The organism is Phenylobacterium sp., from assembly GCF_037968635.1.
Classification (GTDB): domain Bacteria; phylum Pseudomonadota; class Alphaproteobacteria; order Caulobacterales; family Caulobacteraceae; genus Phenylobacterium.
On sequence record NZ_JBBKVV010000009.1, the window covers coordinates 1 to 26,886 of the forward strand.

Genomic DNA, 26,886 nt, shown 5'->3' on the forward strand with positions numbered 1-26,886 from the left:
ACCTGGAACAGCTCCGGGAAGAACGAGCCGTCGAGGGCCTTGGCCAGGTAGCTGGCGCCGGACGAGCCGCCGGTGCCCTGCTTGAAGCCGATGATGCGTTCCACGGTCTTCAGATGGGCGAAGCGCCATTGCTGGAAGCGGAATTCCAGGTCCACCAGCTTCTCGGCCAGCTCGTAGAGGTCCCAGTACTGTTCGGGGTCGCGGTAGACCACGGCCCAGGCCGCCACGATGGCCGGGTCGGCGACGTGGACTTCCGACCAATCCCGCTCGGCCGGCACATCGAAGCCGCGCCGTTTCAGCAGCCTCACGCACTCGTCATAGAGGCTGGGGGCGGCGAGCGCGGCGGCCAGGTCGGCGTGGGCCGGGGCGCCCTCATGGACAATCAACATGGAAGCGTCCTTGGCCCCCATCAGGAACTCCAGCATCCGGTACTGGTGCGACTGGAAGCCGGAGCTCTGGCCCAGGTGCGGGCGGATGGCGTGGTATTCGCTGGGGGTCATGGTGGCCAGGACGTCCCAGGACTGGATCAATTGGCCCTGGATGCGGCTGACCCGACTGATCATCTTGAAGGCTGGCCCCAGGTCGTCCCCGGCGATCTGAGCCCGCGCGGCCGCCAGCTCGTGGATCGACAGCTTCAGCCATAGCTCCGAGGCCTGGTGAATGACGATGAACAGCAGCTCATCATGCTCGTCCGACCGCGGCCGCTGGGCGCTGAGAATCTGATCCAGCGCCAGGTAGTCGGCATAGCTGATGTCGGGCCGGGTGTGGATCTCGCTCATGTCACCGCCGCCACCTGGTTGAAGCGGTCCTCCCGCCATTCCTCGCGCGCCATCACCTGACAGAGGTGCTCGACCGCGTCCCAGACATCGACATATCGCACATAGAGCGGTGCGATGCCGAACCGCAGCACGTCGGGCGCCCGGAAGTCCCCCACCACGCCCCGGGCGATCAGGGCCTGGACGATGGGGTAGCCGTTCGGGTGGGTCAGAGAGACCTGGCTGCCGCGCCTGGCGGAGTCGCCGGGACAGGCGACGCCGAAGCCCGGGCAGCGGGCCTCGACCAAGTCGAGGAACAGGTCGCCCAGGGCGCGGGACTTGGCGCGGAGGACCGCCATCTCCACCCCGTCGAAGGCGCTGAGCGCCGCGTCCAGAGCCGTGAGCCCCAGGACCGAGGGCGTGCCACACAGGGTTCGCAGCATCCCCAGCCCCGGCGCGTAGTCGTCGCGGAAGGCGAAGGGCTGGGCATGCCCCATCCAGCCCGTGAGCGGGCTCTGGAAAGCCGCATGATGCCGCCGGGCCACGAAGGCGAAGGCCGGCGCTCCGGGGCCGCCGTTCAGGTACTTGTAGCCGCAGCCGACGGCGAGGTCGGCTCCCGCCCCGTTCAGGTCCACCTCGAGCGCCCCGGCGCTATGGCTCAGGTCCCACAGGGCCAGGGCGCCGACCTCGTGGGCCCAGGTGGTCAGGGCCGTCATGTCGTGCGTGGCCCCTGTTTTATAATGCACGTGGGTCAGCAGCAGCAGGGCGACGCTGTCGTCCAGGGCGTCGGGCAGGCCCCCCGGCTCCACCAGCCGCAGGTCCACCCCGGGCAGGAATTGCGCCAGGCCCTGCAGGATGTAGAGGTCGGTGGGGAAGTTGCCCGGCTCACTGACGATGACCTTGCGCCCCGGCCGCATCGCCATGGCGCCTGCCGCCAGCTTGAAGATGTTCACCGAGGTGGAGTCCGCCGCGATCACCTCGTCGGGCGCGGCGCCGATCAGGCCCGCGATCTTCGCCCCCACCCGGCTGGGCAGGTCAATCCAGCCGGCGCTGTTCCAGGAGCGGATCAGCCCGCGCCCCCACTCGGCTTCGACGGCCTCGGCCAGCCGACCCTTCACCGCCTTGGGCAGGGCGCCCAGGGAATTGCCGTCCAGATAGATCAGCGCGTCTTCCAACTCGAACAGGTCGCGGCGCGCGGCCAGGGGATCGGCGCGGTCGAGCGCGATGGCCTCGTCGCGGGTCATCGGGCCGACGAATAGTTGGGCTGGTCTATAGCCACCTGGTCCTGGGCGTTGGCGCGCAGCGCGGCCAGCAGGCCCGGCGTCTCGGCGTCCAGCTCTCCGGCCTGCAGCTTGGCGCAAAGTTCGGCGGTCAACTCGGCATAGCCGCCGCCATGACCAAGCAACCCGGCCATCCGCTCAACGGCGTCGGCCTCGGCGGCGGGACCCAGGGTCAGCTCGCGCTGCACGACCCCCAGCACATTGACCGCCACCCGGGCCAGGAAGGCGTCGCGCGGCTTCAGCTCCGGACGGATGGCGTCGATCCAGCGGGCCACGGCCTCCACCAGTTCCTCGGTGCGCGGATGGGTGATCACAGGCCGGCCTCCAGCAGGTTGGCGAGATCGATCTCGGTCTCCGAGACCCGGCGGCCGATCATCGGCCGCTCCACCGAACTCTCGGTTCCGGCGGCATAGCTGGAATACATCATCAGGCACATAACGCCCCACTTCAGCGACCCCAGGGCCTGCCAGTAGCGGACTCGGCTGAGGTCCACAGGAACGCCGCCTGCCTGCGCGTAGCCCGCCAGCAGATCGGCATAGTCGCCGAACCCGCCCACCGGCTTGTCGCTGCGCCCGAAGCGCCAGGAATTGACGCACAGCCAGCCCAGGTCCTCGGCCGGGTCCCCCAGGTGGGAAAGCTCCCAGTCCAGCACGGCGGCGACACCGGCCTCAGGGCTGATCATCAGGTTCCCATTTCGGAAGTCGCCGTGCAGCATCACATCAGCGACGGGCGCCGGGGTGTGCTTCTTCAGGTGCTGAAAGGCCAGCTCCAGGATCGGCCTCTGGGCGCCGGACTGGCGGTAGACCTGCTCGTAGCGGTCCAGTTCCTCGGCGGCGTCGGAGCGCTTCAGCGGGATGCCCTGCGGCGAGGCCGAATGGATCTGGGCCAGGATCTCGCCGCACTGGCGGGCGAGCCTCGGACGGACGGCCTCGAACCTCGGATCAGTGACGATCTTGCGGCCCAGGGCCTCGCCGCCGATGCGGGCGGTGATGTGGGCCTCGCCCAGGCCATCGTCCGGTTCGCACAGCCGGATCAGCGGCGCGACCGGGGCGCCGACCTTGGCGGCGGCGGAGATCAGGGCGGCCTCGGTGGCCAGCGAAGTCGACCGCGCGGTCTCCTCGTCGAACGGCCCCGAACGCCGGCGCAGGATCATCTCTTGCGGCGCGCCCGCCCCCGTCAGGGTGAAGGCCCAGGTCTCCATGCTCGCCCCGCCCGACAGGCGTTGGGCGGCCTCGACGCCTGTCCCGCCAAGGGTCGGCGCAAGTCGTCCAAGCGCTTGTACGATATCGACTTCCATGACGTGGCGGAACCTCAAGCTGACTCAGACTTGACGATCTGCGGCCCTCAGGGTCGGCTTGTAAATCGTCAAAGTGATCGGCCACCCGGTTCCAAAAACAGGCCGAAGGGAAACGCCATGGACTTCAACCTGCCCCCCGAACTCGTCGCCTATCTGGCGGAGCTGGACAGCTTCATCGAGGCCAAGATCAAGCCTCTGGAGCAGCGCGACGACAACATGCGCTACTTCGACCACCGCCGCGAATACGAGCGCACAGACTGGGACGCCGGCGGCCTGCCCAAGAAGGAATGGGAAGAGCTGCTCGGCCAGGCCCGCAAGCTGGCCGACGAGGCTGGGCACCTGCGCTACGCCTGGCCCCAGGAGCTCGGCGGCAAGGGCGGCTCCAATCTCGACATGGCGGTGATCCGCGAGCACCTGGCCGCCAAGGGCCTGGGTTTGCACAACGACCTGCAGAACGAGCACTCCATCGTCGGCAACAACCCCTTCATCCTGATGTTCAAGGAGTTCGCCACCAACGCCCAGTACGAGCGCGACGGGGCGAACCTGCTGGCCGGCAAGATGCGCACGGGCTTTGGCCTCACCGAGCCCGAGCATGGATCGGACGCCACCTGGATGGACACCACCGCCGTGCGCCAGGACAAGGACGGCCAGCCCGGCTGGCTGATCCAGGGCGAAAAGATGTGGACGACGGGCATGCACGTGGCCACCCACGTCATGGTCTTCGCCCGGACCAGCGGCAAGGACGGCGACGCCACCGGCATCACCTGCTTCATCGTGCCCGCCGACACCCCCGGCGTGAAGATCGAGGAGTACCTCTGGACCTTCAACATGCCCACCGACCACCCCCGCGTCAGCTTCACCGACGTCTGGATTCCGGAGGACAGCTACTGGGGCCAGGTCGACCGCGGCCTGGGCCTGGGCCAGAGCTTCGTGCACCAGAACCGCATCCGGCAGGCCGCCTCATCCCTCGGCGCGGCGGTCTACTGCATCGAGGAGAGCGTGAAATACGCCCGCGCCCGCAAGCCCTTCGGCAAGCCGCTGGCCGAAAACCAGGCCATCCAGTGGCCCCTGGTTGAGCTCTCCACCCAGTGCGAGATGCTGCGCTGGCTGATCCGCAAGACCGCCTGGGACATGGACCACATGGAGCACAAGGAGATCGAGCGGCAGATCTCAGACAAGGTCTCGATGTGTAACTACTGGGCCAACCGACTGGTTTGCGAGGCCGCCGACCGCGCCATGCAGGTGCACGGCGGCATCGGCTATTCCCGGCACAAACCCTTCGAGCACATCTACCGCCACCACCGACGCTACCGGATCACCGAGGGCGCCGAGGAAATCCAGATCCGCAAGGTCGCCGCCTTCCTGTTTGGCTTCATGGGGCCGAAAAAGAAGGTCTATGCCGAGGCCGGACTCTAGGTCTCAGGCTTGATCGACCACGGCGCGCCCGTCTCCTGGCTGAGGCGGGCGAGATGCTGCATGATGTTCATGCTGCCGGCGAAGTGCAGAAAATAGGCCTTGGAGAGCTCGTTGCGCAGGTGAGCGATCAACCGCGGCATGTCCGGGTGGTCGATAGTCTGGATGTCCGCAAAATCCAGGATGCGGCGCTCGTGGATCACCCAGTTGAAGCGCGGCGTGATCGCGGTCAGCAGGTCGCGGCGAGCGATCTCATGCGACAGGGCCGGTTGCTCATAGAGGCGTGAGGCGGAGTCCGAAGCGTAGATCTCCTTGAGCAGGGTGTTGTGATGCTCCGGGCTCATCACCAGCACCCCGGTATTCAGCATCTGGGCGCCCTCGCGCTCGATCTCGGATTCCGAGAAGCCGTTGTCCTCGGTGAACTGCCACGCGAGGTCGGCCAATTGCGGCTCCACCACCACCTGGTGCAGGCGCTCGAAATAGATGTGCTTCTCGGCGTCGGAGAACTGCGCCCCGGAGAGCGAGGCGCCGATCCGCGCGGGGTCAGGGACCAGGGCCAGGATGTTCGGCGCGTGGCTGGAGATCACGATGTCGGCGTCGACCCAGACGATGCGCTCATAGGCGGCCGACCAGGGCTGATCCAGCACCAGCAGCTTCTGCCAGGCCGGCGACCGGCCCTGCCCGCGCTCGGACATGTCGGGCCGGTGGGCGATGACGATCAGATCAAAGCCGTGCCGGCCGGCGTAGGCCTGCCAATTGGCCTGGCACATGATCCGCCACGTCTCGACATAGGTCTCCCCCACCAGGACGGTGACGAGGGCCTGCCTATAGACCGGCGCCACCTCGTCGGCGGGGGATTCCAGGAAGAACATCAGGCCCCGGCGATTTCGCGCGCAAGGGGGGCCGGGACCTTGGTCTGATCAGGGGCCGGCAGATCGGTCCCCTCCGGCCCGGAGATCGCCTTGGCGTCGGTCCAGGTGGCGCCAGCGTCGGTGGTGTCATAGCGGAACCAGGCGACCGGAAGATCCTCCCGGTCGGCCTTGGCGACCAGCGATCCCTTGCCGGCCCTGTCGAGGGACAGGCTGAAGAACTCCGGATGTTCGGCCGGGGCGTTCAGGCTCTCGGGCGAGGCCAGGCCCACGCAGGTCAGGCCGCCGCCGCCGTTGGGCAGCAGGGCGATCCCCAGCGGCCCGCCGCCTTCGCGGGTCACCTTGGTGATCAGATAGAGGCCCGCCGGGCCATAGCGCACGGCCGCCACTTCGGAGATCGGGTCAATCATATAACCGGCCCAGCCCGAGCCGGACTTGCGGAACACCGTCGCGCCCGTCGCGCCGCCCACCACCGCCGGGCCAGGGAAGCCGGCCGGGGAGACCACGAAGGCCTCCGGGCCCTCCACCAGCAGGCGGCGGCTGTTGTGGTCGAACAGAGCGGGCGCGGTGCAATCCCACTCGCCTTCGTGCGCCATCAGCGTCTCGCGGGCGGCGTTGGCCTGCGCCTCGGTCAAGGGCGGCGCCGCCGGGGTCGCGGGCAGGACAGGCGCGGGCTTCTGGCACGCGGCCAGGCCAAGAGCGGCGGCCAGGACGATCATCGGCAGGCGCATGGCGGTCCTCATCCGTAGAGGCGGTCCATCACCGCCGGCAGGCTGTCGGGTAGGCCGAGCAGCGGCCCCGAGGACAGCAGCAGCACGATCTCGTCCCCCTTCAGGTGGGACAACTGCGCCGTCACCGCCTCGGCGCTGGTCGGCCCCTCGACACTGACTCCGGCGGCGTAGACCCGCTCCAGGATTTCGGCGTGGGTGGACTGGTGGTGCGTCTGCGCCCCGTGCCCCGGCGGCGGGATCAGCAGCACGCGGGACACGCCCTGGAACACCGTATCGTACCAGGCCAGCGCGTCCTTGCTGCGCCAGGAGAAGGTGTGAGGTTCGAACACCACGATCAGCGGCCGTTCCGGATAGTGCAGCTGCAGGGCGTCGATGGCCGAGCGGGCCTTTTCGTAGGACGAGCCGAAGCCCTCGATCAGCGGAACCTTGGAGGTCTTGGTCAGGCGGTCCAGCCGGCGGCGGATACCATCGAAGCTGGCCAGGCCCGTGGCCAGGTCGCCCTTGCTCACCAGGTGACGCTCCAGCAGGAAGGCCCCGACGCCGACAATGTTCTCGATGTTGTGAGCACCCAACAGGGTGGTGCTGAGCGGGATACGCTCCCCGTCCGGCGCCACCAGCTTGAAGCCGGTGGTCTCGCCATAGGCCACGTCCTCGCTGAACCAGCCGTCGCAGGGGCTGGTGTCATACCAGACCACATGGGCTTGGGTTTCCGGCGCGATCTTGCGGATCGCCGAATGGTCGCGGGCCACCATCAGCCCGCCCTTGGGCAGGTCACCCATCAGCCGGATGAACGGCGCCTCATAGTCGTGGAAGGTCGGGAAGACGTTGACGTGGTCATGGATCAACGAGGTCAGCAGCAGGTGGCGCGGATGGTAGAGGTCGAACTTGGACCGGTTGTCGCCGTTGCCGACGATGTACTCGTCGCCCTCCAGCACGATCTCGTGGCGCGTCCCCCAGTGGCCGGTGGCCGGCAGGGAGGGCGAGATAGCGCCGATCATCCAGCCGGTGTCGCGACCGGCCTGACGCAGGATGTGAGCCATCAACGCCGTGCAGGTGGACTTCCCGAAGGACCCGGCGACGACGATGTTCTCGCGGTGCGCCGTCTGCTCCCCCACCAGTTCGGCGAAGGTGGTGATGCGCGCGCCGCGCGCGCGGGCGGCGGCCACCTCCACATTGTCGTCGCCCCCCAGCTTTGCGCTGGTCCCCAGCACCAGGACATCGAGACGGTCAGGCAGGTTGGCGGCGTCGAAGCGGTAGGTCACCGGGAAACCCAGCCCGGCCACATAGGTGGACATCGGCGGGAACACATCCTCGTCGGAGCCGGAGACCTCGTGGCCCGCGTCGCGCATCATCAGCGCCACCGCGCTCATGCCCGCCCCGGCTATGCCCGTGAAATGAATACGCATCGCGATTCCGCCTCAGACCCAGCCCTGAGTTAGCCGAGGCCCCGCCCCGCCGTCGAGGGCGCTCTATTGTGGAGGTCCGAGTTCGCGGCGAGACTGCGGCGACAATTGAGGGAGGCGTCCAGTGAAGCCGCGCGTGACAATCTGCCTACGACCTGACGGCACGTTCGAGATGCTGGTCAATGAGGCAGGCCGCGACCTTCTCGTCAAAGAGTTGCAGAGGCTGAGCGAACGCTCGGACCACTTCCATTTGGATTACTACGACGACCCCGACATCGCCGATGCGACGGAGGTCCAACTCGCAGCTCGCCCTTACCATGAGGGCGACGAGGTGCTGCTAAACGCCAAGGTGCTGTTCCGACCCGACCATTGGGATCGCCAGTACTATCCGCACGTCATGGAGACGCTCTCGCCGGGAGCCGATTAAGACCTGATTAACCATAAGGGCCGAGTCTCTGGTGGTCTTCCTTGAAGACACCCCACCATCACCACTTCACAGCCCGGCTTCGGCCGGGCTCTTTTTTTTGGCGCCGCGCCGGACTGGCTTGGCGGCCCCGGCGTCAAGGCGCGCAGGCTCCTGGAAAATTCGCGTTTGGAGGATGCGCCATGGCCAAGGCCCCGACCGGCTTCAAGACCCGTCTGGAACCCCAGGACGAATTCACCCACGATCCGGGTGACGTGAAGAACTACAACGAATCCATGTACTTCAATGTCTTCGACCCGAAGACCAGGACCGGCGGCTGGTTCCGCATCGGCAACCGCGCCAACGAGCACTATGCCGAGATGACCATCTGCCTCTACCTGCCTGACGGGCGGGTGGGTTTCATGTTCGCCAGGCCCACCATCGCCGACAATTCGGAGATGAGCGCCGGCGGACTCAAGGTCGAGGTGATCGAGCCCTTCAGGCGCCTGAAGGTGACCTATTCGGGCAAGGCGCTGATTCTGGAGCGTCCCCACGAGATGGCGGACCCCAAAAAGGCCTTCCGCGACAATCCGTCCCTGCCCTGCACCATCACCCTCGACTACGAGGGCGTTTCGCCCATGTACGGCGGCGAGACCGTGCGCGAGGACGGGGTCGCCATCGAGATCGATCCCGAGAAATCGTTCGCCAAGGCGCACTACGAACAGCACTGCGCGGCCAAGGGCGTCTTCACCATCGGTGATGAGCGGTTCGAGATCGAAGGCTACGGCCTGCGCGACAAGTCCTGGGGTCCGCGCCACTGGCAGGCCATCGACTGGTATCGCTGGTGCCCGATGAACTTCGGTCGCGATTTCGGGATGATGCTGTCGGTGATCGGCGACGGCAAGGGCGGCGCGCGCCAGGGCGGCATGGTGTTTGCGGACGGCGCCTATGACCTGATCTCCGAGTGTGTGATCGACTCAGACTGGGACGAGCGCGGCTACCAGACCGCCCTGCGCGCCACGGTGAAGACTCATGGAGGCAAGGCCTATGAGGTCACCGGCAAGGTGCTGTCCCTGATCCCCCTGCGCAACCGCCGCACCACGCCCGAAGGCCAGGAGTTGCAGACCCGCATCACCGAAGGCATGACGCAATACCGCTGCGGCGATCTCGTAGGCTACGGCCTCAGCGAGTACCTGGATCAGATCATCGACGGGAAGCCCAACGGCAAAGCTGCGGGGTACTAAAAGAGGTCTCAGACCGACTTGCACCGACGCGCGGGCCATCGTATACGCCCGCCTCCAACGGTGATCCTCGATAGCTCAGTTGGTAGAGCAGTCGGCTGTTAACCGACTTGTCGCAGGTTCGAGTCCTGCTCGGGGAGCCATTGGAATTCCGGACCTTCGCGGTCCCACCGCATCCCATATTGTCAGGTTTCAACGGAACCGCCGCCGCGCGCCGGTTTTTCCTGGGCTCAAGCGGAGCCATGACATGAGCGCAAGACCCCTGGGACGAAGCCTGGCTGTACTGCTGGCCGTCGTCGTCGCCATCGCCGTCCCGGCGATCCAGATGAGCCAGCACATCGGACTGTCGGCGGCAGAGTTCTCAGGCCAGGGTGACCAGACCTTGCGGGTCGCCGGCTACGCCTTCTCGATCTGGGGACTGATCTATCTCGGCCTGGCCGCCTACGCGCTCTATCAACTCACCGCGGCCCGCGAGACGCCCACCTTGCGCGCCGTCGCCTGGCCCTCCGTGGTGGCCATCACCGGCTGCGGCGCCTGGATTCTCGCCTCGGCCTTCAATCAGCATTGGCTGAGCGTCGCGATCATCGTCATTTCGGCGGCGGGCATGGTGGCGGGCCTCAGCCGCGCCCGGGCAGACGCCCCTTCCCCGGCCTTCCGCGACAAGCTGCTGATCGTCTGGCCCCTGTCCCTGCTGGCCGGCTGGCTGACAATCGCCTCGGCCGTCAACATCCTGACGGTCCTGACCGCCCAGGGGCTCATCGGCCCGGACCTGTCGTGGGCGGTGATCGGGATCGCGGCGGTCCTGCTGGTTGGGGGCTTTATCGGATGGAGGCTGCGGTCGCGTCTGTACCTGGCGCCCATAGTCTGGGGCCTGATGGGGGTCTATGTCGCCCAACAGGTCGACAAGCCCATCGCCGCCTGGCTGGCCGCCGGCGCCGCCCTGCTGCTGACCCTGATGGCCGCGGCCACCCTGCGCCCGAAGCGTTAGGCCGCCGCTCGTCCGAACCGCTGGCGATACTCGCCCGGCGTGATCCCCACACGCTTCTGGAAGGCGCGGTGCAGACCGTCCAGGCTGCCGAATCCTGAGCGTTCTCCGACCCGCGCCAGGGGCCAGTCCGAGGTCTCAAGCAGGGCTTTTGCCCGATCGACCCGGGCGAGCTCGACGAAGGCGGCCGGCGTGGTCCCGGTCTCCCTCTGAAAGACCCGCGAGAAGGTTCGCTCCGTCATGCCACAACGCCGCGCCAGTTCGGGCAGGCTGAGATCGCCCGTCGGCTCGGCGGTGATCTCGGCGATCAGAGTCCGCAAGCGCGGCGTGGCGGCGGCCTGGACCCCCAACCCCGCGCTGAACTGAGTCTGACCGCCGGGCCGGCGCATGAACAGCACAAGATTGCGCGCCACGGCCAAGGCGACGTCCGCGCCGAGATCGGCCTCGACGAAGGCCAGACACAGGTCGATGCCCGCGGTGACCCCGGCCGAGGTGTAGAACGGGGGATCGGCCACGAAGATGGCGTCGGGCTCCAGCCGCACCTGCGGCCGGAACACCCGCATCTCGTCGCAGGCCTGCCAGTGGGTGGTGGCCCGGCGGCCGTCCAGCAACCCGGCCTCAGCCAGGACGAAGGCGCCGGAACAGACGCTGCCGATCCGGCGGACCGCAGCGCGGCGCGACTGCAACCACTCCACCAGGCCGCTCCCTCGCATGGAGAGCAGGCCGGCCTCGTCGCCGCCCGCCACCAGGACCGTATCCAGGTCCGCCGGCAGATCAGAGACCCGGGTGACGCCGGCCAGTCTCAGGCCGGAGTTGCAGGTGATTTCCCCGCCCTCCAGCGAGGTCAACCGCACATCGTAGGCGGGGAAATCCGCATATCGATTGGCCATGGAGAACACCTCGAGAGGTCCGACGAGGTCGAGGGACTGGGCGCCGTCGTAGCCAATGAGAGCAATGGTTCGGGGAAGCGGATGGATCGAGGTCATGGCGTAATTTGCGATACTAATGACATTTTCGCCAGCACTTTCGACGCCTAGGGTCTCCGCATCAACCACCCGATGAAGGACACCCCCCATGACCAACCCCTGCTCCAACGACAACTGCACCTGCCAGCCCTGCGCCTGCGGTCCCTCCTGCGCCTGTGGCGAAAGCTGCGCTTGCAACGCCCCCAGCCAGGCCTCCGCGCCGGCCTCCACCGAAAGCCGTTAAAGCCCGATGCGCACGCTCGTCCTCGCCGCGGCGGCCACCGCCGCGACCCTGGCCTTCCTGCACCCGGCCGCACCCTTCGCGGCGGCGGGGCCGAGCGTCGCGCTCATCGCGCCGGACGGCCTGACCCTTCCCGCCCCCAAGGCGGGTCGGGTCAGGCCCCTGGTGGTGGTCCTCGCCGACAACGCCGGGGCCGAGACCACCGACTTCGCAATCCCCTACGGCGTGCTCAAGGAGTCCGGCGTGGCGGACGTCCGCAGCGTCGGCACAGGCGCTGGCGCCATCCAGTTGATGCCAAGCCTGAGGGTCCTGGCCGACTTGACCACCGCACAATTCGACAGGGCCGAACCGGCGGGCGCCGATATCGTCATCGTGCCGGCCCAGATGAAGCCCAAGAGCCCCGCCCTTGCCGCCTGGCTGCGCGCCCAGGCCGCGAAGGGCGCCACCATCGTCTCCATCTGCGAGGGCGCCCGAGTGCTGGCCAACGCCGGCCTGTTGCACGACCGCAGAGCCACCACCCACTGGTCGGCGCTGAAAAGCCTGGCCAAGGCCTATCCCGACACCACCTGGGTCCGCGACCGCCGCTATGTGCAGGACGGCCGGGTCATCTCCACCACGGGGGTCGCGGCCTCCATCCCGGCCTCCCTGGCCCTGGTGGAGGCGATCGCCGGCCGCCCCGCCGCCCAGGCGACGGCCGCTCGCATCGGCGTCCGGGAATGGGGCGCAGCGCATCGCACCGCCGACTTCCGGGTCACCGCCGCCGACTACCGTCACGGCATCGCGTCCCTGGCCGCCTTCTGGGCGCACGAGACCGTCGAGGCGCCCATCACAAATGGAACCGATGAGGTGGCCCTGGCCCTGCGCACCGACACCTGGTCACGCACCTATCGCACCAAGGTGGTGACGACGCGGCCTGGTCTGGCCGCCGTGCGCTCCCGCCGCGGTCTGGACATCCTGCCCGACACCGAGCCGAAGACCGGCCGCTATGTCCTGCCGATCTCCCCGGCGCCGGCCGCCGAGATTGCTGGAAGCCTGGCGGCCATAGACAAGCGTTACGGGGCGAAATCCGCGCGGCTGGCGATGCTGGGGTTGGAGTACAACCCGCCTCGCTAACCACAGCCGCGGCGCCTAAACTGTCGCTTGGGCCGCAGCCGGAGAGACGTGGGCGTGATTCGAGTTCTGGTTTGCATTCCGCACTTCTTCCGCCGGAACTCGGCGAAGACGGAGTTCAACAACGGCTCCAACATCGATTCGCCCGCCGAACGCGCCGCAAGGTTCAGCTACTGCCTGCGCCAGGTGGTGGCGATCCTGGAAGAGACCCAGTTCCAGATGGGATCACCCGGCCAGGTGGCCTCCGAGGAGGTCCGCCTGTTGCCCAAGGCCGCGAGCGGCGATGTCGTCGTCGTCTCCCAGGCGGGCGAGAACCTCCTGGCCGAGGTCTCCTACGAAAACTTCGTCGAGCATGTGCTGTGGGATGGCCCGCCGAGGGAGCTCGGCTACCACTGCCGAAGAGTGTTCGCCGAACGGGCCGGCGAATACGACCTCTATTGCTTCATCGAGGATGACACCGCGATCCTCGATCCGGCCTTCTTCCAGAAGTTCGCCGCCTTCCACGCGGCCTTCGGCGACGACAAGATTTTGCTGCCCAATCGGTTCGAGATCATGGGGGTCAGGGACGGAGCCTGGCGCGCCTATCTGGACGCGCCCGTCTTCCCCCGGCACCGAACGCCTGACCGCCCGGGGCCCGACAGCCTGACCCTCCCGAACTTCGACGGAACGGTCCGCTTCGCCAAGAGCACCAACCCCATGTCGGGATGCTATGTGATCACCGACGCGCAGCTGCGGTCGTGGATGACCATGCCGGACTTCCAGGCGCCGCCGCCCTCCTTGGTCTCCCAAGGCGTTGACCCGATGGAGAGCACCCAGATTCCGATGGCCGGCAGGCTGCCGATCTATCGGCCGGCTCCCGAAAACATAGGGTTCCTGGAGGTCCATCACGTGCCGAACGGGATGTCCAAGAGCCCCGGCCCCTATCCCAAGGTGCTGGAAATCCTCGGCCCATTGGCCGAACAGCGGAAGCGCCGACGACTGGCGCGGCGCAAAGGCTCCTAAAACGTCGCCATCGCGATCTTCGTGAGCCAAACGGCCAGCAAGGTCAGGAGGGCGCCGGTGAGCAGTCCGCGCGCGAAGGCGCCGTGGCGCTCCCACCAGACTCGCCGCGCCCGAAACCGCTGAGCGCGATCAATCCGTCGTTTCTGCATCGCCATGCGCGCGTCTCTGCGCCACGAACCCGTCCGCGGCAAGGCCCGATCCGAACGTTTGCCGGGCGTGCGACCTCAGGCCTGTGGATGGTGTCCCAAGCGGCCCACGAAGTCGGAATGGGATTCAAACTCGCCGAACTCCGCGATCTGAGGGGCCAGGGCCGCCAGCTCTTCGATCCAGCGCTCGGCGTCAGCGAAGCGGTCGCGGCGATTGAACCTCAGGGTTCGGCCGACCATCGCCCGATAAAGCAGGGTCGCGGCCAGGGGATAGCGTCCCTCCAGGGCCAGGGCCGCGGCCTCCAGCCCGTCATAGTCGTCGCCGTCGATCTCCTCGCTGCGGGCCAGGACCAGGGCGGCGGCCTGGCTCAACGCCGGCCAGGCCAGGAGGAAGCGCAGGGCCGCGGGGAAACTCTTGAACGTGGCCACAAACGCCATCGCCCTGTCCTCGGCCACCACGTCGTCAAAGTCGGGCAGCCGCTTGAGATAGGCCCGTAGCCGCTCGGCCGAGAGCCGCTGCTCGAAGGCGGTCCAGCGCACGGCCTGGGCGGCCTCGGCCTGGCCGTCGGCCTCCAGGGCGTCGAGATAGGCGTCTTCCCAGGCCTTCAGGCTGGGCGCCGAGGCCACAACGCGGGCCTGCGACCGAGCCACATCGGCGAAGGCTGGCGGCGCCGAGCGCTTCAGGGCCGCCAGGGCCTCGGGCGCGCGGCCGGCGGCGGTCAGGCGGCTGGCGATCTGGGCCCCGGTCCAGGGCTGCAGCGCTTCGCTGGCGGTGATGGTGGCGATGAAGCCGTCGACGTCGCCCTGGGCGTCCGCCAGCGCTTGGACGGCGGCGCGAAGCGCGGGCTTGGGCCGGCCCCGCCTGGCGATGGCGGTCTCCAGCAGATGGCGCAGCCGGGCGATCCCTTCGGCGTCGAGCGCCGGCAGCAGAATCTCCACCAGCCGCACGAAGATCTCGTCCTCGTCGGTCTCCAGCGCCTGGAAAGCCCGGTCGGCCAAGGCCGTCGTCGACCCCTTGGCGGCGACGGCGATCGGCCCCAGGTCCTCGACGGCGCCCAGGAACACCGCCTCCACCTCGCCCTTCTCATCCTTGGTCAGACGCAGCACGCCCTCGGCCATGTCCAGGAAGCGCCAGAGAAACTCCAACGCCAGGGCCGGCTTCTGGGCGGCCATCTTGCCGGTGATCATCGCCCGCTGCAGCGACAGGTCGCGGACGAACTCCTTGTACTTGCGCCAGTGGACGCGCGAGCGGCGGGTCTCGATGGCGGCCAGTCGCTTGCCGATCTCGGTGGCCAGGTCCTCGGGGCCGACCTCGCCCGCAAGTTCCATGCGCAGGCGGCGTTTGATGGTGGGCTGGGCCTCGGCCACCTCCACCAGGATCTCGGCCAGCCGCTCGGCGCCCAGGTCAGCCAGGTTGGCGGCCGTGACGGTCTTGCGCGATCCGGGACGCTTCAAGCCAAACTCCGTTTGCGGCCCATCCGCATCCAGCCTGCAACGCTGAGCGCCGGATCAAGGCCTGATACGCCGACTCGGCCGCTCAAGCTCCCGGAGACCAAAATCCATGGATCAGGCGCTCACCCGAGTATGGCGCCATCAGCTTGAAGCCCAGGCCTAGCCGAACTTGGCGGGGTCAGGGCCAATGCGACCGTCAGCGGCGTTCAAACCCTCGATGGCCGCCAGATCGGAGGCGTCGAGACTGAAGCCGAAGACGTCGAGATTCGACACGATCCGCGCAGGCGTCACCGACTTGGGGATCACGGTCAGGCCAAGGTCGAGGTGCCAGCGGATGATCACCTGGGCCGGGGTCTTGCCGTGTTTCGCGGCGATGCCGGCGATCACCGGGTCCTCCAGAAGCTTGCCCTGACCCAGCGGACTCCAGGAGGTGGTGACGATCCCCTTCTGCGCATGGAAGGCCCGCAGCTCCGCCTGCTGCCAGCGGGGATGCAGTTCGATCTGGTTGGCGGCCGGCGTCACGCCGGTCTCCCCGATGATCCGCTCCAGGTGGGGAACGGCGAAGTTGGAGACGCCGATGGACTTGGCCCGGCCCTCCGCCTGGAGGCGCACCAGAGCTTTCCAGCTCTCGAGATAGAGATCCTGGGTCGGGGCCGGCCAGTGGATCAGGTAAAGGTCGACATAGTCCATGCCCAGCCGCTGCAGGCTCTTGTCGAAGGCCGCCAGGGCCGCGTCAAAGCCCTGGTTCTCGTTCCACAGCTTGGTGGTGATGAACAGCGTGTCGCGGGCGACGCCTGAGTGCTTCACACCCTCCCCCACCCCCGGCTCGTTGCGATAGGCCGACGCGGTGTCGATGGCGAGATAGCCGGCGTCCAGCGCCGTGGCCACGGTGGCGGCGGTGGTGTCGGCCGGGCTCTGCCAGACCCCCAGGCCGACCTGGGGCATGGGGCGCCCGTCATTGAGCTTCAGGAAGGTCTGGGCGGTCATGGGAGCTCCTCGGCGTGGCGACAGACATAGGCCGCCACGCGCGGAGACCAAGGCCTTTCCCGAGCTTTATTCCGTGGTCACCAGGCGCCGACGTTGGGCATCGAGACCCAGGGCTCGGCCGGCGCCTTGGAAGGGCCCGCCTGCAGCAGTTCGACGGAAATGCCGTCCGGGGAACGAACGAAGGCCATGTGGCCGTCGCGCGGCGGCCGGTTGATGGTCACACCGCCCGCCTGCAACCGGGCGCAGGTTTCGTAGATGTCATCCACCGCATAGGCCAGGTGACCGAAATTGCGGCCGCCCTGATAGGCCTCGGAATCCCAATTGTAGGTCAGTTCGACGGTGGGCGCCCGATCGCTCCTGGCCAGGTCCTCGTCACCGGGCGCGCACAGGAAGACCAGGGTGAACCGGCCACCCTTGTTTTCCACACGACTGATCTCCTTCAGACCGAGCTTGTCGCAATAGAAGGCCAAGGAGGCGTCGAGGTCGGCCACGCGGACCATGGTATGGAGGTACTTCATAGAATGGCTCTCTAATTCAATCGAAGGTAGATAGCAGAGCTCAGCAGCAGCGGCGGGCACGGTTGTGCCGCGATCCTGCGTCCTCACGGGCACAATATGCGGCCATGCAACATCCTGTCCGCGATTTCATTTGCGCTGGCAGAACGGTGGCATCAAAAGCCGCTGCAACCTATCTGCATAGGACTGGGGTGAGCGACCGATTCATGCGCGGTCGCCAAACGACTGCTGCGCTCGGGGAAATGGCTGTATGCGCGTAAAATCATCTTACCTGGTTGCGGTCGGCATTGGGCTCGTCGTCGCGCTCTATTTCATCATCGGCACGATCTTCGGTGGTGGCGAGAGGAAACAGGTCGCCGAGGCCAAGCCTGCGGCCGCTCAGGCCCTGCCCTCCGTTCAGGTTGTCCTCGCGCCCGAGAGCCAGCATGGCTACGAGGTGGTCATTCGCGGCCGCACGGAATCCGCCCGCACCGTGGTGGTGAAGTCTGAGTCCGCCGGGACCGTCGCCTCCACCCCCGCCACCGAAGGCAGCTTTGTCGCCAAGGGCGCGATCCTCTGCCGCCTGAACGTCGACGCGCGTCAGGCCAGCCTGGACCAGGCCAAGGCCAACCTGCGCTCACGTCAGCTCAGCCAGCAGGCCTCGTTGGAACTGGCCAAGAAGGGCTTCCGATCGCAGACCCAGGTTCTGCAGGACCAGGCCAACCTCGACAACGCCCAGGCCCTGGTCCGCCAGGCCGAGATCGGCGTCCAGCAAATGAACATCCGCGCGCCCTTCTCCGGCGTCTTCGACAAGCGCGAGGCTGAGGTGGGGACCTACCTGTCGCCGGGCCAGTCCTGCGGCACCATGATCGAACTGAACCCGCTTCTGATCGTCGGCGACCTGCCCGAGAGCGAGGCCGGCAAGTTGCGCGTCGGCGCCCCCGCGTCCGCCGTTCTGCTGTCGGGCCAGACTCTGAGCGGCCGGGTCCGCTATGTTTCGCGCGACGCCGACCCGCAGACCCGCACCTATCATGTGGAGGTCGCCGTCGCGAACCCGAGCATGAGCGTCCGCTCGGGCCTCTCGGCCACCGTCAAGATCTCCGCGGGCTCCGGCCCGGCCCACCAGGTGCCGGTGTCGTCCCTCGTGCTGGACGCCGCGGGCCGCCAGGGCGTGCGCTATGTCCTGCCCACCAACCAGGTGGCCTTCGCCCCGGTCACGGTGATCGAGGAAAACGCCGACGGCGTCTGGGTGGCGGGCCTGGCGGGTCCGGTTCGCATCATCACCGTCGGCCAGTCCTATGTGGCCGAAGGTCAGAAGGTTCGGGTCGCCGCGGCGCGCTAAGCGCCGGCGCCCCTGGAGACAAAAGACGATGATCGGACCCTTGATCGACGGCGCGATTAAACGGCGCAAGGTCGTGCTGGGCGTCACCTTGATCGCCAGCATTTTCGGATTCCTGGCCTATATCGCCATGCCTCGGGAATCCAATCCCGACATCACCATCCCGTTCGTGTCGGTCGTGGTGCCCTACCCGGGTGTCAGCCCCGAAGACGCCGAGCGGCTCCTGGTCAAGCCCATGGAGACCGAGCTCCAAAGTCTTGAAGGCATCAAGCAGATGAACGCCGTCGCCCGCCAGGGCATGGCGATCGTCAACCTCGAGTTCGAGGCCGACTTCAACAAAGACAAGGTCATGGAGGACGTCCGGGCCAAGGTCGACCTGGCGCGCGGCAGGTTCCCGCCGGACGCCGAAGAACCGATCATCGAGGAAGCCAACTTCTCCGGCGACCCCGTCATCGGCATCGTGCTGTCAGGCGCCGCGCCCGAGCGCGAACTGGTGCGCATCGCCCGCGACCTGCAGGACCGCCTGGAAGCCTCGCCCGGCGTGCTCGAGGCCAGCCTCAGCGGCGGCCGTGAGGAGTTCCTGGAGGTCACTATCGATCCCGTCCGGATGGAGGCCTACAACGTCACCACCGGCGAAATCTCCCAGGTCATCGCCCGCAACAACCAGCTGGTCCCGGCCGGCGACCTGCGCTCGGGCGCAGGCAAGTTCGCGGTCAAGGTGCCGGGCGTGGTGGAAGAGCCCGCCGACATCCTTTCCCTGCCGATCAAGAAGAACGGCGACCGGCTGATCACCATCGGCGACATCGGCGACGTCCGCCGCACCTTCAAGGAAGCCGCCTTCATCAGCCGCTTCAACGGCCAGGCGGCCTATTCCCTCGACGTGTCCAAGCGGTCCGGCGCCAACGTCCTGGAGACGGTGAAGAAGGTCCGGGCCGTGGTGGCCGAGGAGCAGAAGCGCTGGCCCGAGACGGTCAAGGTCTCCTACATCTTCGACGAAAGCGACTTCATCGGCCGCACCCTCATCGTGCTGGAAAGCGGCCTGATGTCGGCCACCCTGCTGGTGATGATGATCATCGTCGCCAGCCTCGGAATCCGTCAGGGCCTGATGGTGGGCCTGGCGATCCCAGCCTGTTTCATGCTGGCCTTCCTGATGCTCAACGCCATGAACGTCACGCTCAATCAGATGGTGATGTTCGGCCTGGTGCTGGCGGTCGGCATCCTGGTGGACGGCGGCATCGTGGTGGTGGAATACGCCGACCGGAAGATGGCCGAGGGCATGGCCAAGGGCGAGGCCTTCGCCGCCGCCGGCAAGCGCATGTTCTGGCCGGTGCTGAACGGCACGCTCACCACCCTGTGCGCCTTCCTGCCGTTCATGTTCTGGAACTCGATCCCCGGCAAGTTCATGAGCTTCCTGCCGCTGACCCTGTTCTTCGTGCTGGGCGCCTCGATCTTCGTGGCCCTGATCTTCACGCCCGCCCTGGGCTCCATCGTCGCCCGCAAGGCCGCTGTGGACGCCGAGCACCTGGCCGAGATCGAGAAGTCCGAGCGGGGCGACCCGCGCGAGATGACCGGCTTCATGGGCTGGTACGCCCGCAACATCAGCTATCTGGGCCAGCACCCCTTCCGGGTGTTGGCGGCGACGCTGGCGATCATCGTCGGCATCTTCATGTGGTTCGCCAACACGCCGCACCGCACCGAGTTCTTCCTCGACCAGGACCCGGAGTTCGTGAACGTCTTCGTCAAGGCGCGGGGCAACATGTCGCCCGAGGCCCAGGACGTCCTGGTGGCCCAGGTGGAGCGCCGGGTGACCGGCATCAAGGGCGTCAGCTCGGTCTATGTGCGCTCCGGCGCCACAGGCGGCGGGGGTCCGAACGGCCCGCCCAACGACACCATCGGCCGCATCTCCCTGGACTTCTCCGAGTACGAGGACCGCAAGGCGCTGGGTCTGCGCGGCAAGGACATCGCCAACGAGATCCGCAGCCGGGTCAAGGATATCCCCGGCATGCAGATCGAGGTGCGCGAGCCCCAGGGCGGCCCGCCCACCGGCAAGGACATCCAGGTCGAGCTGCGCGGCAACAACCCCGTCGAGCTGAACAAGACCGCCGACATGATCAAGGCCAAGCTCGCCACCGATCGCCAACTGATCGAGCTGGAGGACAACCGGACCTCGCCGGGGATCGAGTGGAACCTCACCGTCGACCGTGAAGCCGCCGGACGCTACGGCGTCGATGTGCTGAGCGTCGGCCAGGCGATTCAGTACACCACCGGCGGGGTGCTGGTGGGCCGATTCCGCCCCGACGACGCCGAGGACGAGTTGGACATCCGGGTGCGCTTCACGCCCGAGGGGCGCAACGTGGCGGCCTTCGAGAACATGAAGATCCCCACCGCCCAGGGGGCCATCCCGGCCAGCTACTTCGTCAAGCGCGTGCCCGCCCAGCAGGTGACCAACATCCAGCGTCGCGACGCCCAGCGCCTGGTGCTGATCCAGGCCAACACGCCCGAGGGGGTCGCCGCCAACCAAAAGATCGAGCAACTCAAGACCTGGCTCGAAAAGGCGCCGATCGATAGCTCGGTCCGCTGGAAGTTCACCGGCGCCGACGAGGAAGGTCAGAAGGCCGCGGTCTTCTTCATGACCGCCATGTCGGCCTCGCTGTTCATGATGGGCATCATCCTGCTGTGGCAGTTCAACAGCTTCTATGGCGTGCTGGTGACCCTGTCGGCAGTGGCGCTGTCCACGGTCGGCGTGCTGCTGGGGGTGCAGATCAACCTGCTGCACACCTTCGACTACATCTCGGTGATCATGCTGGGCACTGGCGTCGTGGCCCTGGCAGGCGTCGTGGTGGGCCACAACATCGTGCTGGTGGACACCTATTACCAGTTGCGGCGCTCCGGTTACGAGGCCGACGACGCCGCCGTGCGCGCCGCCACCCAGCGGTTCCGCCCGGTGATGCTCACCACCCTGGTGACCGTTGTCGGCCTGCTGCCCCTGATGTTCCAGATCCACCCGAACTTCCACAGCGGCCATATCGAGTACAAGGCGCCGGGGTCGGAATGGTGGGTGCAGCTCTCGGGCGCCGTCGTCTGGGGCCTGACCTTCGCCACCCTGCTGACCCTGATCCTGACGCCGGTCCTGCTGGCCGCGCCCAAGGTCATGGCGCGCCGCTTCGGCTGGGCCTGGGACCACACCCTGGGCCCGCGCTTCGGCAAGAAGCCGCCCCGCGACCGCCGGATTGTGTTCGGTGACGACGGCGACGTGCCGAAGGCCGCGGAGTAACCCTCGCGTTTTCCTCCCCCGTTTTTGCTTCGCTTCACGGGGGAGGAAAGCTACCCCCGCTCCAGATACGCCTTGGTCAGCTCCTGATAGGTCTCCATCGGCGGGAAGCCCGGGAAGCTGTGCTCCGCCGGCGTGGTCACCCACGACAGCTTCTCAGCGGTGCAGGTCTCCAGGAACGGCGGCAGGTCCACGTCGTCCAGCATCGGCGTCCGCACATTGACGAACCAGTCCATGCCCTCGGCCCGGGTGAACAGCCAGCTCATGCAGTGCGGGCAGAAATAGTGATGCACGTCAGCGCCGTGCAGGCCGCCGATCACGGGTTCGCCCGCCGTCACCTCGAAGCCGGCGCTGGGGATCGCCGCGCTGAGCGAGAACGCGCTGGCCGTCATCTTCTGACAGCCGACACAGTGGCAGGCCATGGTCAGGATCGGCGCGGCGCTCACCTTGAAACGCACCTGTCCGCAGCGGCATCCGCCCTCCCAGGGCAGGTCGGGTTGAGTCATCAGACGCTCCTCTAAGGTTCAAACAGGCTGTCTTCCGGCGGCTTGCGCTTGGCCGCCTTGCGAGGCCGCACGAACATCACCCCCGGATAGCCCTTCAGCGGGGCCATGGCCTCGCCGCGCCAGGTCCAGTCGGCCATCTGCGCCACGCCCCCGTGGTAGCGAGGTTCGCGGCCGGTGCGTTCGGCGAACAGGGCGCGGGGGATGTTGACCATCTTCGGCGAGCGCGCCCGCTCATAGAACAGCGGCGTGCCGCAGCGGGCGCAGAAGCTGCGCGCCGTCTTCAGCTCGGCGTCCTCGTAGCGGCTGATGTGTTCCTCGCCGGCCAGGATGCGGAACCGGCTGCGCCAGCTGCCCACATAGGTGGCGTAGGCGGCCCCCTGGGCGTGGCGGCTGGCCGGCGAATGGTCATGCCAGGCCCAGACCGCCGGAACATCGATCTCCAGGCGCACGGCCCCGCACACGCACCGCCCCTCCGACTGCATGGCGGAGGCCTTGGGCTTGGGTGCGTTGGCGGGCTTGCGCACCTAGTGCTCCCGCGTCTGCCGCCGCCAGAGCGCCGCATACTCCCCGGCCTTCTCAAGCAATTCGGAGTGGGTCCCGCGCTCCACGATCTTCCCCCGCCGCAGCACCACGATCTGGTCGGCGTCGACGATGGTGGAAAGCCGGTGGGCCACCACCAGGGTCGTGCGCCCGGCCCGCACCTTGCGCAGCGTCGCCTGGATCGCCTCCTCGGTGCGGCCGTCCAGGGCGCTGGTGGCCTCGTCGAGGATCAGCACCCGGGGGTTGGCCAACAGCGCGCGCGCGATCCCCACCCGCTGGCGCTCGCCCCCCGACAGCTTCAGGCCTCGCTCCCCCACCATGGTGGACATGCCGTTGGGCAGGCCGTCGATGAAGGCGCCCAACTCGGCGTCCTCGGCGGCCTTGCGCACCTCTTCGGGCGTGGCGTCGGGGCGGGCGAAGCCGATATTGGCGTAGACCGTGTCGTTGAACAGGGCGACGTCCTGCGGCACCAGGGCCACAGCCCGGCGCAGGGACGACTGGCGCACCTGGCGCAGGTCGACGCCGTCGAGGGTCACCCGGCCCGCCTGCGGATCGATCAGCCGCAGGGCCAGGCGCACCGCCGTGGTCTTGCCGGCGCCCGAGGGCCCGACGATCGCCGTGGTCGTCCCCGGAGGCGCATGGAAGCTCACCTCCCGCAGGCCCGTGGACCGGGCGTCGTGCTGGAAGGTCACGCCCTCGAAGGCGACGTCGGCCCCATGCACCGCCGACGGCGGCAGGTCGCCGGCCTCCGGCGCATCGACGATGTCGGGCTTCAGCGCGGCCAGGCCGACCATCTGCTCCATGTCGATGAAAGCCTGGCGGATCTCGCGGTAGTTGAAGCCCAGCATGTTCAGCGGCTGATAGATGCCGGTCAGCAGCAGGATGGCGGTGGTGACGTCACCGATCCGCATCCGGCCCTGCATGACCTCCACCCCCGCCAGCACCGTCATCAGGGCCAGGCCGGCGGTCAGGATCACCGACTGCACGCCGTTCAGCAGCGACAGCGAGGTGTTGGCCTTCACCGAGGCCGTCACATAGGCGCCCATGGCGCCTTCATACTGGGTCACCGTGCGGGTCTCCGACCCGAAGGTCTTGACCGTCTCGTAGTTCATCATCGCGTCCACCGAGAGGCCCGCCGAGCGGCTGTCGGCCTCGTTCAGCTCGCGCCTGTGGCTGAGCCGCCAGTCGGTGATCTTGAAGGTCACCACGGTGTAGATGACGATGGTCACGAAGGTCGTCGCCGCGAACCGCCAGTCCAGCCGCAGGACCATGACCACCAGGGCCATCACCAGCTCGACGGCCGTGGGGCCCAGGTTGAACACCACGCTGCGGATCAGGAAGTCGGTGGAACGCGCGCCGCGGTCGATGATCCGGGCCAGCATTCCGGTCTGCTTGGACTGGTGGAAGTCCAGCGACAGAGCCAGGGCGTGGGCGAAGGTCTCCACCGCCGCCTTGGCCATGGTGGACTGCGACACCGTGGTGAAGATCGCGTCCCGCACATAGGGGGCGCAGGACGAGATCAGCCGCAGCCCCGCGAAGGCCAGGGCCAGGGCCACGAAGTCGGCCCCCACCGCCACCACCGAGCCAGCCGCCGGCGACAGGGTGTTGATGGCGTCCCCCAGCATGACGGGCGCGGTCACGCCCGCCAGCTTGCCGATGAACACCATGACCAGCGACACCGGCAACCGCCAGCGCAGCCCCTTGGCCCCCGAGCGCATCACCAGCCGCCAGAGGTCGGCCATCGAGGCCCAGAAGCTGAATGTCACCGTGGGAGGCGACACGGCCCCAGGGGTCGCGAACCGCCGGTCACCGCCGGCGTGCATGAATGTCACCTTGAAGAAACTCCGGCTAACAAATTGGTTCTAATCAATAATCACGGTCGACTGAACGCCGCCGCCAGGCGTCATCCAGTCCACCCGCAGACCTGCGGACGTGCCGGTGCTTCGGAACGGTCCCTCGGTCAGCGAGGCTGCGGGCGACGTGTCGATGGTGGCCGCGCTCTCGGCGCCGTCGTTGAAAATCTTGATGGTGTGGACGCCCGGCGTCAGCGGCTGGGTAAGCGAGATGGAAAAGCGGCCGGTCGCGTCGGCCCGGCCATCGGCGCTCTGGTGTCCATCGGCGCGCACCATGATGGCCGTCCCGGCCGGGGCCACGCCCGACACCATGGCCGCCCCCTCGCGGTCGAAGTCCAGGGCGGTGATGGCCGGCGCCGCCACCGGGCCGATGCGGATGGCCCCGGCGCCGGCGCGAAGCTGATAGGCCAGCCCCTGCGGCGTCAGCAGCAGGTAGCCCTGGGCCTGGATCGTGCGGACCCCCTGCGTGGTCGACAGGCCAAACAACCTTGGTTTGGGGGCGGGGGCGACCGTCAGCCGCCAGACCCCCTTGCTGTCGGCGGCCGCCGCGAGGCTTTCACCCTCGGGGCTGGCCAATCGGATGGAGGCGTCGGCGCGCGCCGACCCGGTCAGGATCACGGCCGTCGCCGTGGTTTCGACGCGGGTCACCATCGGCGGGGTGATGTAGCCCGTCTCGGCGGCGGGCTCCTTCTTGGGGGCGATCGGGACGCGCGGCGCCTCCGCCCCGCAGGCGGTCAGCAACATCGCTGCGACGATAGGAATCAGGACGCGGATCACGGCTTGCTTGAAACTCCTTAACCCAGACCCTAGCTAATCCAATCCGCGCGCCGAAAACTGTCAGCAGCGTGCTTGAGTCCTTTTCCGGAGCTTACCGCCCATGGGGCAAGACCTCGCCCCCCTTTCGAGCGCCTGCGTGTTCTGCGGCTCATCCGACGCCGCCGATCCCCAGCTGCTGGCCGACGCGGCCCAGCTTGGCCGTGACCTGGCGGCGGCGAAGCTGAAGCTGATCTATGGCGGCGGCGGCGTCGGGCTGATGGGCGCCTGCGCTGTGGCGGCCCACGAGGCCGGCGGCGAGGTCCTGGGCGTCATCCCCCACTTCCTGAAGGTTCGCGAGCGCCGGCTGGACGTGGTGGAGACCATCGTCGTCGCCTCCATGCACGAGCGGAAGCAGATCATGTTCGACCGCTCCGACAGCTTCATCGTCCTGCCCGGCGGCATCGGCACCCTGGAGGAGATCATCGAGCTGTTGTCGTGGCGCCGGCTCGACCTGCACGCCAAGCCGGTGGTCTTCTACAGCCCCAGCGGCTTCTGGGAGCCGCTCTACAAGCTCCTGCAGCACACCGTGGACGCCAGGCTCACGCCGCCGGAGTTCATGGATAGCTGGATCTCCGTCGATCGCGTCGAGGACATCATCCCGGCGCTCAGCGGCGTGCGGCCGACCGAACCCATCCCGGAGAGCGTCGTCCTGCGGATGACCTGAGGAACTAGCGCAACCCGCTGGGAATTGGCTAACCTCTGACGACCGATCAATGGGAGCGCCCATGTTCAGCAAGCGCAATGCGCCATCCGCGCGCGACAGCGGCTTCGACGTCCTGCAGCACGAGATGGCCGGCGAGGCCGCCGCCGCCCTGGGCCGTATTGGCGGTAAGATGGAAACCGCCCTCGCCGCCCTGCGCGCCCACGACGCCGGCGAGGACCAGACCCAGCCTCGCGACGTCCTGCTGAAGGCCGCCGCCCGCGCCACCTGGATGTTCTTCGTCCAGCGGGAGTCGCTAGGCCTCCGCGACCAGCGCCCCGTCATCGCCCACCATCAGATCCCCCGCGAGGTTCTCTTGCGCCTAGGGGCCAGCTAACCGGTCACCCTTTTGCTCATATGGACCACGAACCCGTCGACGATCGGCGCCTCGCGATCGATCCGGTAGCCCAGCCGAAGGTATAGCGCGACGTTGTCCTCGAACCGCTTGTTGGTGTCGAGCCGGATGCGTCCATAACCAAGGTCCGTCGCCAGGCTCTCAGCATGGGCGAGCAGCCGACGGCCCAGGCCCTGCCCCTGATGATCGGGAGACACCGCCACGTTGTCGATCAATAGCTGATCGCCCTCATCGACGGTCTCGATCAACGCCACCAGCACACCATCAACATGGAGCAGGTCGAACCGGTGGGCCTGCACCGCCGCCTCATAGTCGACCTCCATCGGCTTGGGCTCACGCCCGATCAGCGGAACCCACTTGGCGTAGGCCGCCCGCGTCAGGTCGCGGATCGCGGCGGCGTCGGCCGGCACAGCGGTCCGCAGGGCGATCTCGCTCATGTCAATAGGACCTCTGCTTCAGACCCCAGCGACCATCCTGGAGGGTGACGATCCACAGGTTCTGGTGGCGGCTGATCTGCGTGCCGTCGGCCCGGTCGCGGGAATAGTCCACCAGCAGGTGGACCTTGGTGTCGCCGGCCAGCACCACCTGTTTGTCGTGATAGGTGCTGCGCGCCCAACCGGTGGCCGCGAGGTCGTCGAAATAGCTAGGTGACAGTTGCCCCGGCGCCTTCCAGATCACCAGATGCTCGTCGGCCAGGATCAGGTGCGGAAAATGCAAGGTCGCGTCCATGCC

28 protein-coding genes and 1 tRNA gene are annotated in these 26,886 nt (G+C 67.6%); 11 read left to right on the forward strand and 18 right to left on the reverse strand.

What is annotated here, in order from left to right:
• From AAC997_RS01045 to AAC997_RS01060, 4 genes are all read right to left on the reverse strand, one after another.
• Window positions 1–779, reverse strand: a 779-nt coding sequence (locus AAC997_RS01045) for a tryptophan 2,3-dioxygenase family protein (RefSeq protein ID WP_340643841.1), incomplete at its 3' end; no start/stop codon positions are given.
• Complete coding sequence (gene kynU / locus AAC997_RS01050) at window positions 776–1,999, reverse strand: kynureninase (RefSeq protein WP_340643842.1); 1,224 nt, start codon at window positions 1,997–1,999, stop codon at window positions 776–778. The genes AAC997_RS01045 and kynU, both read right to left, overlap by 4 nt.
• On the reverse strand, window positions 1,996–2,349 hold the full coding sequence (locus AAC997_RS01055) for a DUF6285 domain-containing protein (RefSeq protein ID WP_340643843.1): 354 nt from the start codon (window positions 2,347–2,349) through the stop codon (window positions 1,996–1,998). The genes kynU and AAC997_RS01055 overlap by 4 nt, the downstream gene beginning before the upstream one ends.
• Window positions 2,346–3,332 (reverse strand): phosphotransferase family protein, encoded by a 987-nt coding sequence (locus AAC997_RS01060; RefSeq protein ID WP_340643844.1) that lies wholly within the window; start codon window positions 3,330–3,332, stop codon window positions 2,346–2,348. The genes AAC997_RS01055 and AAC997_RS01060 overlap by 4 nt, the downstream gene beginning before the upstream one ends.
• Before the next feature lie 117 nt (window positions 3,333–3,449).
• Between AAC997_RS01060 and AAC997_RS01065 the strand changes: the two genes are divergently transcribed.
• Window positions 3,450–4,748, forward strand: a complete 1,299-nt coding sequence (locus AAC997_RS01065; RefSeq protein WP_340643845.1) for an acyl-CoA dehydrogenase family protein — start codon at window positions 3,450–3,452, stop codon at window positions 4,746–4,748.
• Here the strand turns inward: AAC997_RS01065 and AAC997_RS01070 are convergent.
• Genes AAC997_RS01070 through AAC997_RS01080 form a run of 3 tightly spaced genes read right to left on the reverse strand, consistent with a single transcriptional unit; the run spans window position 4,745 to window position 7,751 of the window.
• Entirely contained in the window at window positions 4,745–5,617 is an 873-nt protein-coding gene (locus AAC997_RS01070) for a hypothetical protein (protein ID WP_340643846.1), read from the reverse strand. The genes AAC997_RS01065 and AAC997_RS01070 overlap by 4 nt on opposite strands.
• A complete protein-coding gene (locus AAC997_RS01075) occupies window positions 5,617–6,345 on the reverse strand; it encodes a hypothetical protein (RefSeq protein ID WP_340643847.1) in 729 nt (242 codons plus the stop codon). The genes AAC997_RS01070 and AAC997_RS01075 overlap by 1 nt, the downstream gene beginning before the upstream one ends.
• Before the next feature lie 8 nt (window positions 6,346–6,353).
• Window positions 6,354–7,751 carry a Mur ligase family protein gene (locus tag AAC997_RS01080; RefSeq protein ID WP_340643848.1) on the reverse strand — a complete coding sequence of 466 codons (1,398 nt, stop codon included), beginning with the start codon at window positions 7,749–7,751 and terminating at the stop codon, window positions 6,354–6,356.
• 133 nt (window positions 7,752–7,884) lie between these two features.
• Here AAC997_RS01080 and AAC997_RS01085 point away from each other — a divergent pair, with 133 nt between their 5' ends.
• From AAC997_RS01085 to AAC997_RS01100, 4 genes are all read left to right on the forward strand, one after another.
• Window positions 7,885–8,175: a hypothetical protein gene (locus AAC997_RS01085; RefSeq protein WP_340643849.1), complete on the forward strand. Its 291-nt coding sequence runs from the start codon at window positions 7,885–7,887 to the stop codon at window positions 8,173–8,175.
• 179 nt (window positions 8,176–8,354) lie between these two features.
• Window positions 8,355–9,395, forward strand: coding sequence for a hypothetical protein (locus tag AAC997_RS01090; RefSeq protein ID WP_340643850.1), 1,041 nt, complete (start codon window positions 8,355–8,357; stop codon window positions 9,393–9,395).
• A 64-nt stretch (window positions 9,396–9,459) separates the two neighbouring features.
• A tRNA-Asn gene (locus tag AAC997_RS01095) sits at window positions 9,460–9,535 on the forward strand.
• Window positions 9,536–9,639: 104 nt separating this feature from the next.
• Window positions 9,640–10,380 carry a hypothetical protein gene (locus AAC997_RS01100; RefSeq protein ID WP_340643851.1) on the forward strand — a complete coding sequence of 247 codons (741 nt, stop codon included), beginning with the start codon at window positions 9,640–9,642 and terminating at the stop codon, window positions 10,378–10,380.
• On the opposite strand, the gene AAC997_RS01105 is transcribed toward AAC997_RS01100, so the two are convergent.
• Entirely contained in the window at window positions 10,377–11,363 is a 987-nt protein-coding gene (locus AAC997_RS01105) for a helix-turn-helix domain-containing protein (protein WP_340643852.1), read from the reverse strand. The two genes, AAC997_RS01100 and AAC997_RS01105, sit on opposite strands and share 4 nt — an antisense overlap.
• 229 nt (window positions 11,364–11,592) lie before the next feature.
• On the opposite strand from AAC997_RS01105, the gene AAC997_RS01110 reads away from it, so the two are divergent.
• Both AAC997_RS01110 and AAC997_RS01115 read left to right on the forward strand, forming a co-directional pair.
• Window positions 11,593–12,696: a DJ-1/PfpI family protein gene (locus AAC997_RS01110; protein WP_340643853.1), complete on the forward strand. Its 1,104-nt coding sequence runs from the start codon at window positions 11,593–11,595 to the stop codon at window positions 12,694–12,696.
• A 54-nt stretch (window positions 12,697–12,750) separates the two neighbouring features.
• Entirely contained in the window at window positions 12,751–13,695 is a 945-nt protein-coding gene (locus AAC997_RS01115) for a hypothetical protein (protein ID WP_340643854.1), read from the forward strand.
• Here the strand turns inward: AAC997_RS01115 and AAC997_RS01120 are convergent.
• The 4 genes from AAC997_RS01120 to AAC997_RS01135 form a co-directional block, all read right to left on the reverse strand.
• Complete coding sequence (locus AAC997_RS01120) at window positions 13,692–13,850, reverse strand: hypothetical protein (RefSeq protein WP_340643855.1); 159 nt, start codon at window positions 13,848–13,850, stop codon at window positions 13,692–13,694. The two genes, AAC997_RS01115 and AAC997_RS01120, sit on opposite strands and share 4 nt — an antisense overlap.
• 69 nt (window positions 13,851–13,919) lie before the next feature.
• Window positions 13,920–15,296: a DUF6880 family protein gene (locus AAC997_RS01125; RefSeq protein ID WP_340643856.1), complete on the reverse strand. Its 1,377-nt coding sequence runs from the start codon at window positions 15,294–15,296 to the stop codon at window positions 13,920–13,922.
• 156 nt (window positions 15,297–15,452) lie between these two features.
• The gene (locus AAC997_RS01130) at window positions 15,453–16,280 is read right to left on the reverse strand and encodes an aldo/keto reductase (protein WP_340643857.1); all 828 of its coding nucleotides are present in this window, start codon (window positions 16,278–16,280) and stop codon (window positions 15,453–15,455) included.
• A 77-nt stretch (window positions 16,281–16,357) separates the two neighbouring features.
• A complete protein-coding gene (locus AAC997_RS01135; protein ID WP_340643858.1) occupies window positions 16,358–16,798 on the reverse strand; it encodes a VOC family protein in 441 nt (146 codons plus the stop codon).
• A gap of 247 nt (window positions 16,799–17,045) precedes the next feature.
• Here AAC997_RS01135 and AAC997_RS01140 point away from each other — a divergent pair, with 247 nt between their 5' ends.
• Together AAC997_RS01140 and AAC997_RS01145 are read left to right on the forward strand one after the other, a co-directional pair.
• Window positions 17,046–18,116: an efflux RND transporter periplasmic adaptor subunit gene (locus tag AAC997_RS01140; protein WP_340643859.1), complete on the forward strand. Its 1,071-nt coding sequence runs from the start codon at window positions 17,046–17,048 to the stop codon at window positions 18,114–18,116.
• 28 nt (window positions 18,117–18,144) lie between these two features.
• Window positions 18,145–21,387, forward strand: a complete 3,243-nt coding sequence (locus AAC997_RS01145; protein WP_340643860.1) for an efflux RND transporter permease subunit — start codon at window positions 18,145–18,147, stop codon at window positions 21,385–21,387.
• Window positions 21,388–21,437: 50 nt separating this feature from the next.
• Here AAC997_RS01145 and AAC997_RS01150 read toward each other — a convergent pair whose 3' ends face one another.
• The 4 genes from AAC997_RS01150 to AAC997_RS01165 all read right to left on the reverse strand — a co-directional run bounded on the left by AAC997_RS01150 (window position 21,438) and on the right by AAC997_RS01165 (window position 25,060).
• Window positions 21,438–21,890, reverse strand: coding sequence for a GFA family protein (locus AAC997_RS01150; protein ID WP_340643861.1), 453 nt, complete (start codon window positions 21,888–21,890; stop codon window positions 21,438–21,440).
• An 11-nt stretch (window positions 21,891–21,901) separates the two neighbouring features.
• Window positions 21,902–22,414, reverse strand: coding sequence for a GFA family protein (locus tag AAC997_RS01155; RefSeq protein WP_340643862.1), 513 nt, complete (start codon window positions 22,412–22,414; stop codon window positions 21,902–21,904).
• Window positions 22,415–24,172, reverse strand: a complete 1,758-nt coding sequence (locus AAC997_RS01160; RefSeq protein WP_340643868.1) for an ABC transporter ATP-binding protein/permease — start codon at window positions 24,170–24,172, stop codon at window positions 22,415–22,417.
• A gap of 120 nt (window positions 24,173–24,292) precedes the next feature.
• Window positions 24,293–25,060, reverse strand: a complete 768-nt coding sequence (locus AAC997_RS01165) for an Ig-like domain-containing protein (protein WP_340643863.1) — start codon at window positions 25,058–25,060, stop codon at window positions 24,293–24,295.
• A gap of 100 nt (window positions 25,061–25,160) precedes the next feature.
• Between AAC997_RS01165 and AAC997_RS01170 the strand changes: the two genes are divergently transcribed.
• A complete protein-coding gene (locus AAC997_RS01170) occupies window positions 25,161–25,763 on the forward strand; it encodes a TIGR00730 family Rossman fold protein (RefSeq protein ID WP_340643864.1) in 603 nt (200 codons plus the stop codon).
• A 61-nt stretch (window positions 25,764–25,824) separates the two neighbouring features.
• Complete coding sequence (locus AAC997_RS01175) at window positions 25,825–26,136, forward strand: DUF6665 family protein (RefSeq protein WP_340643865.1); 312 nt, start codon at window positions 25,825–25,827, stop codon at window positions 26,134–26,136.
• Here AAC997_RS01175 and AAC997_RS01180 read toward each other — a convergent pair.
• Together AAC997_RS01180 and AAC997_RS01185 are read right to left on the reverse strand one after the other, a co-directional pair.
• The gene (locus tag AAC997_RS01180) at window positions 26,133–26,591 is read right to left on the reverse strand and encodes a GNAT family N-acetyltransferase (protein WP_340643866.1); all 459 of its coding nucleotides are present in this window, start codon (window positions 26,589–26,591) and stop codon (window positions 26,133–26,135) included. The two genes, AAC997_RS01175 and AAC997_RS01180, sit on opposite strands and share 4 nt — an antisense overlap.
• A gap of 1 nt (window position 26,592) precedes the next feature.
• The coding region (locus AAC997_RS01185) for a hypothetical protein (RefSeq protein WP_340643867.1) at window positions 26,593–26,886 on the reverse strand (294 nt) is incomplete at its 5' end.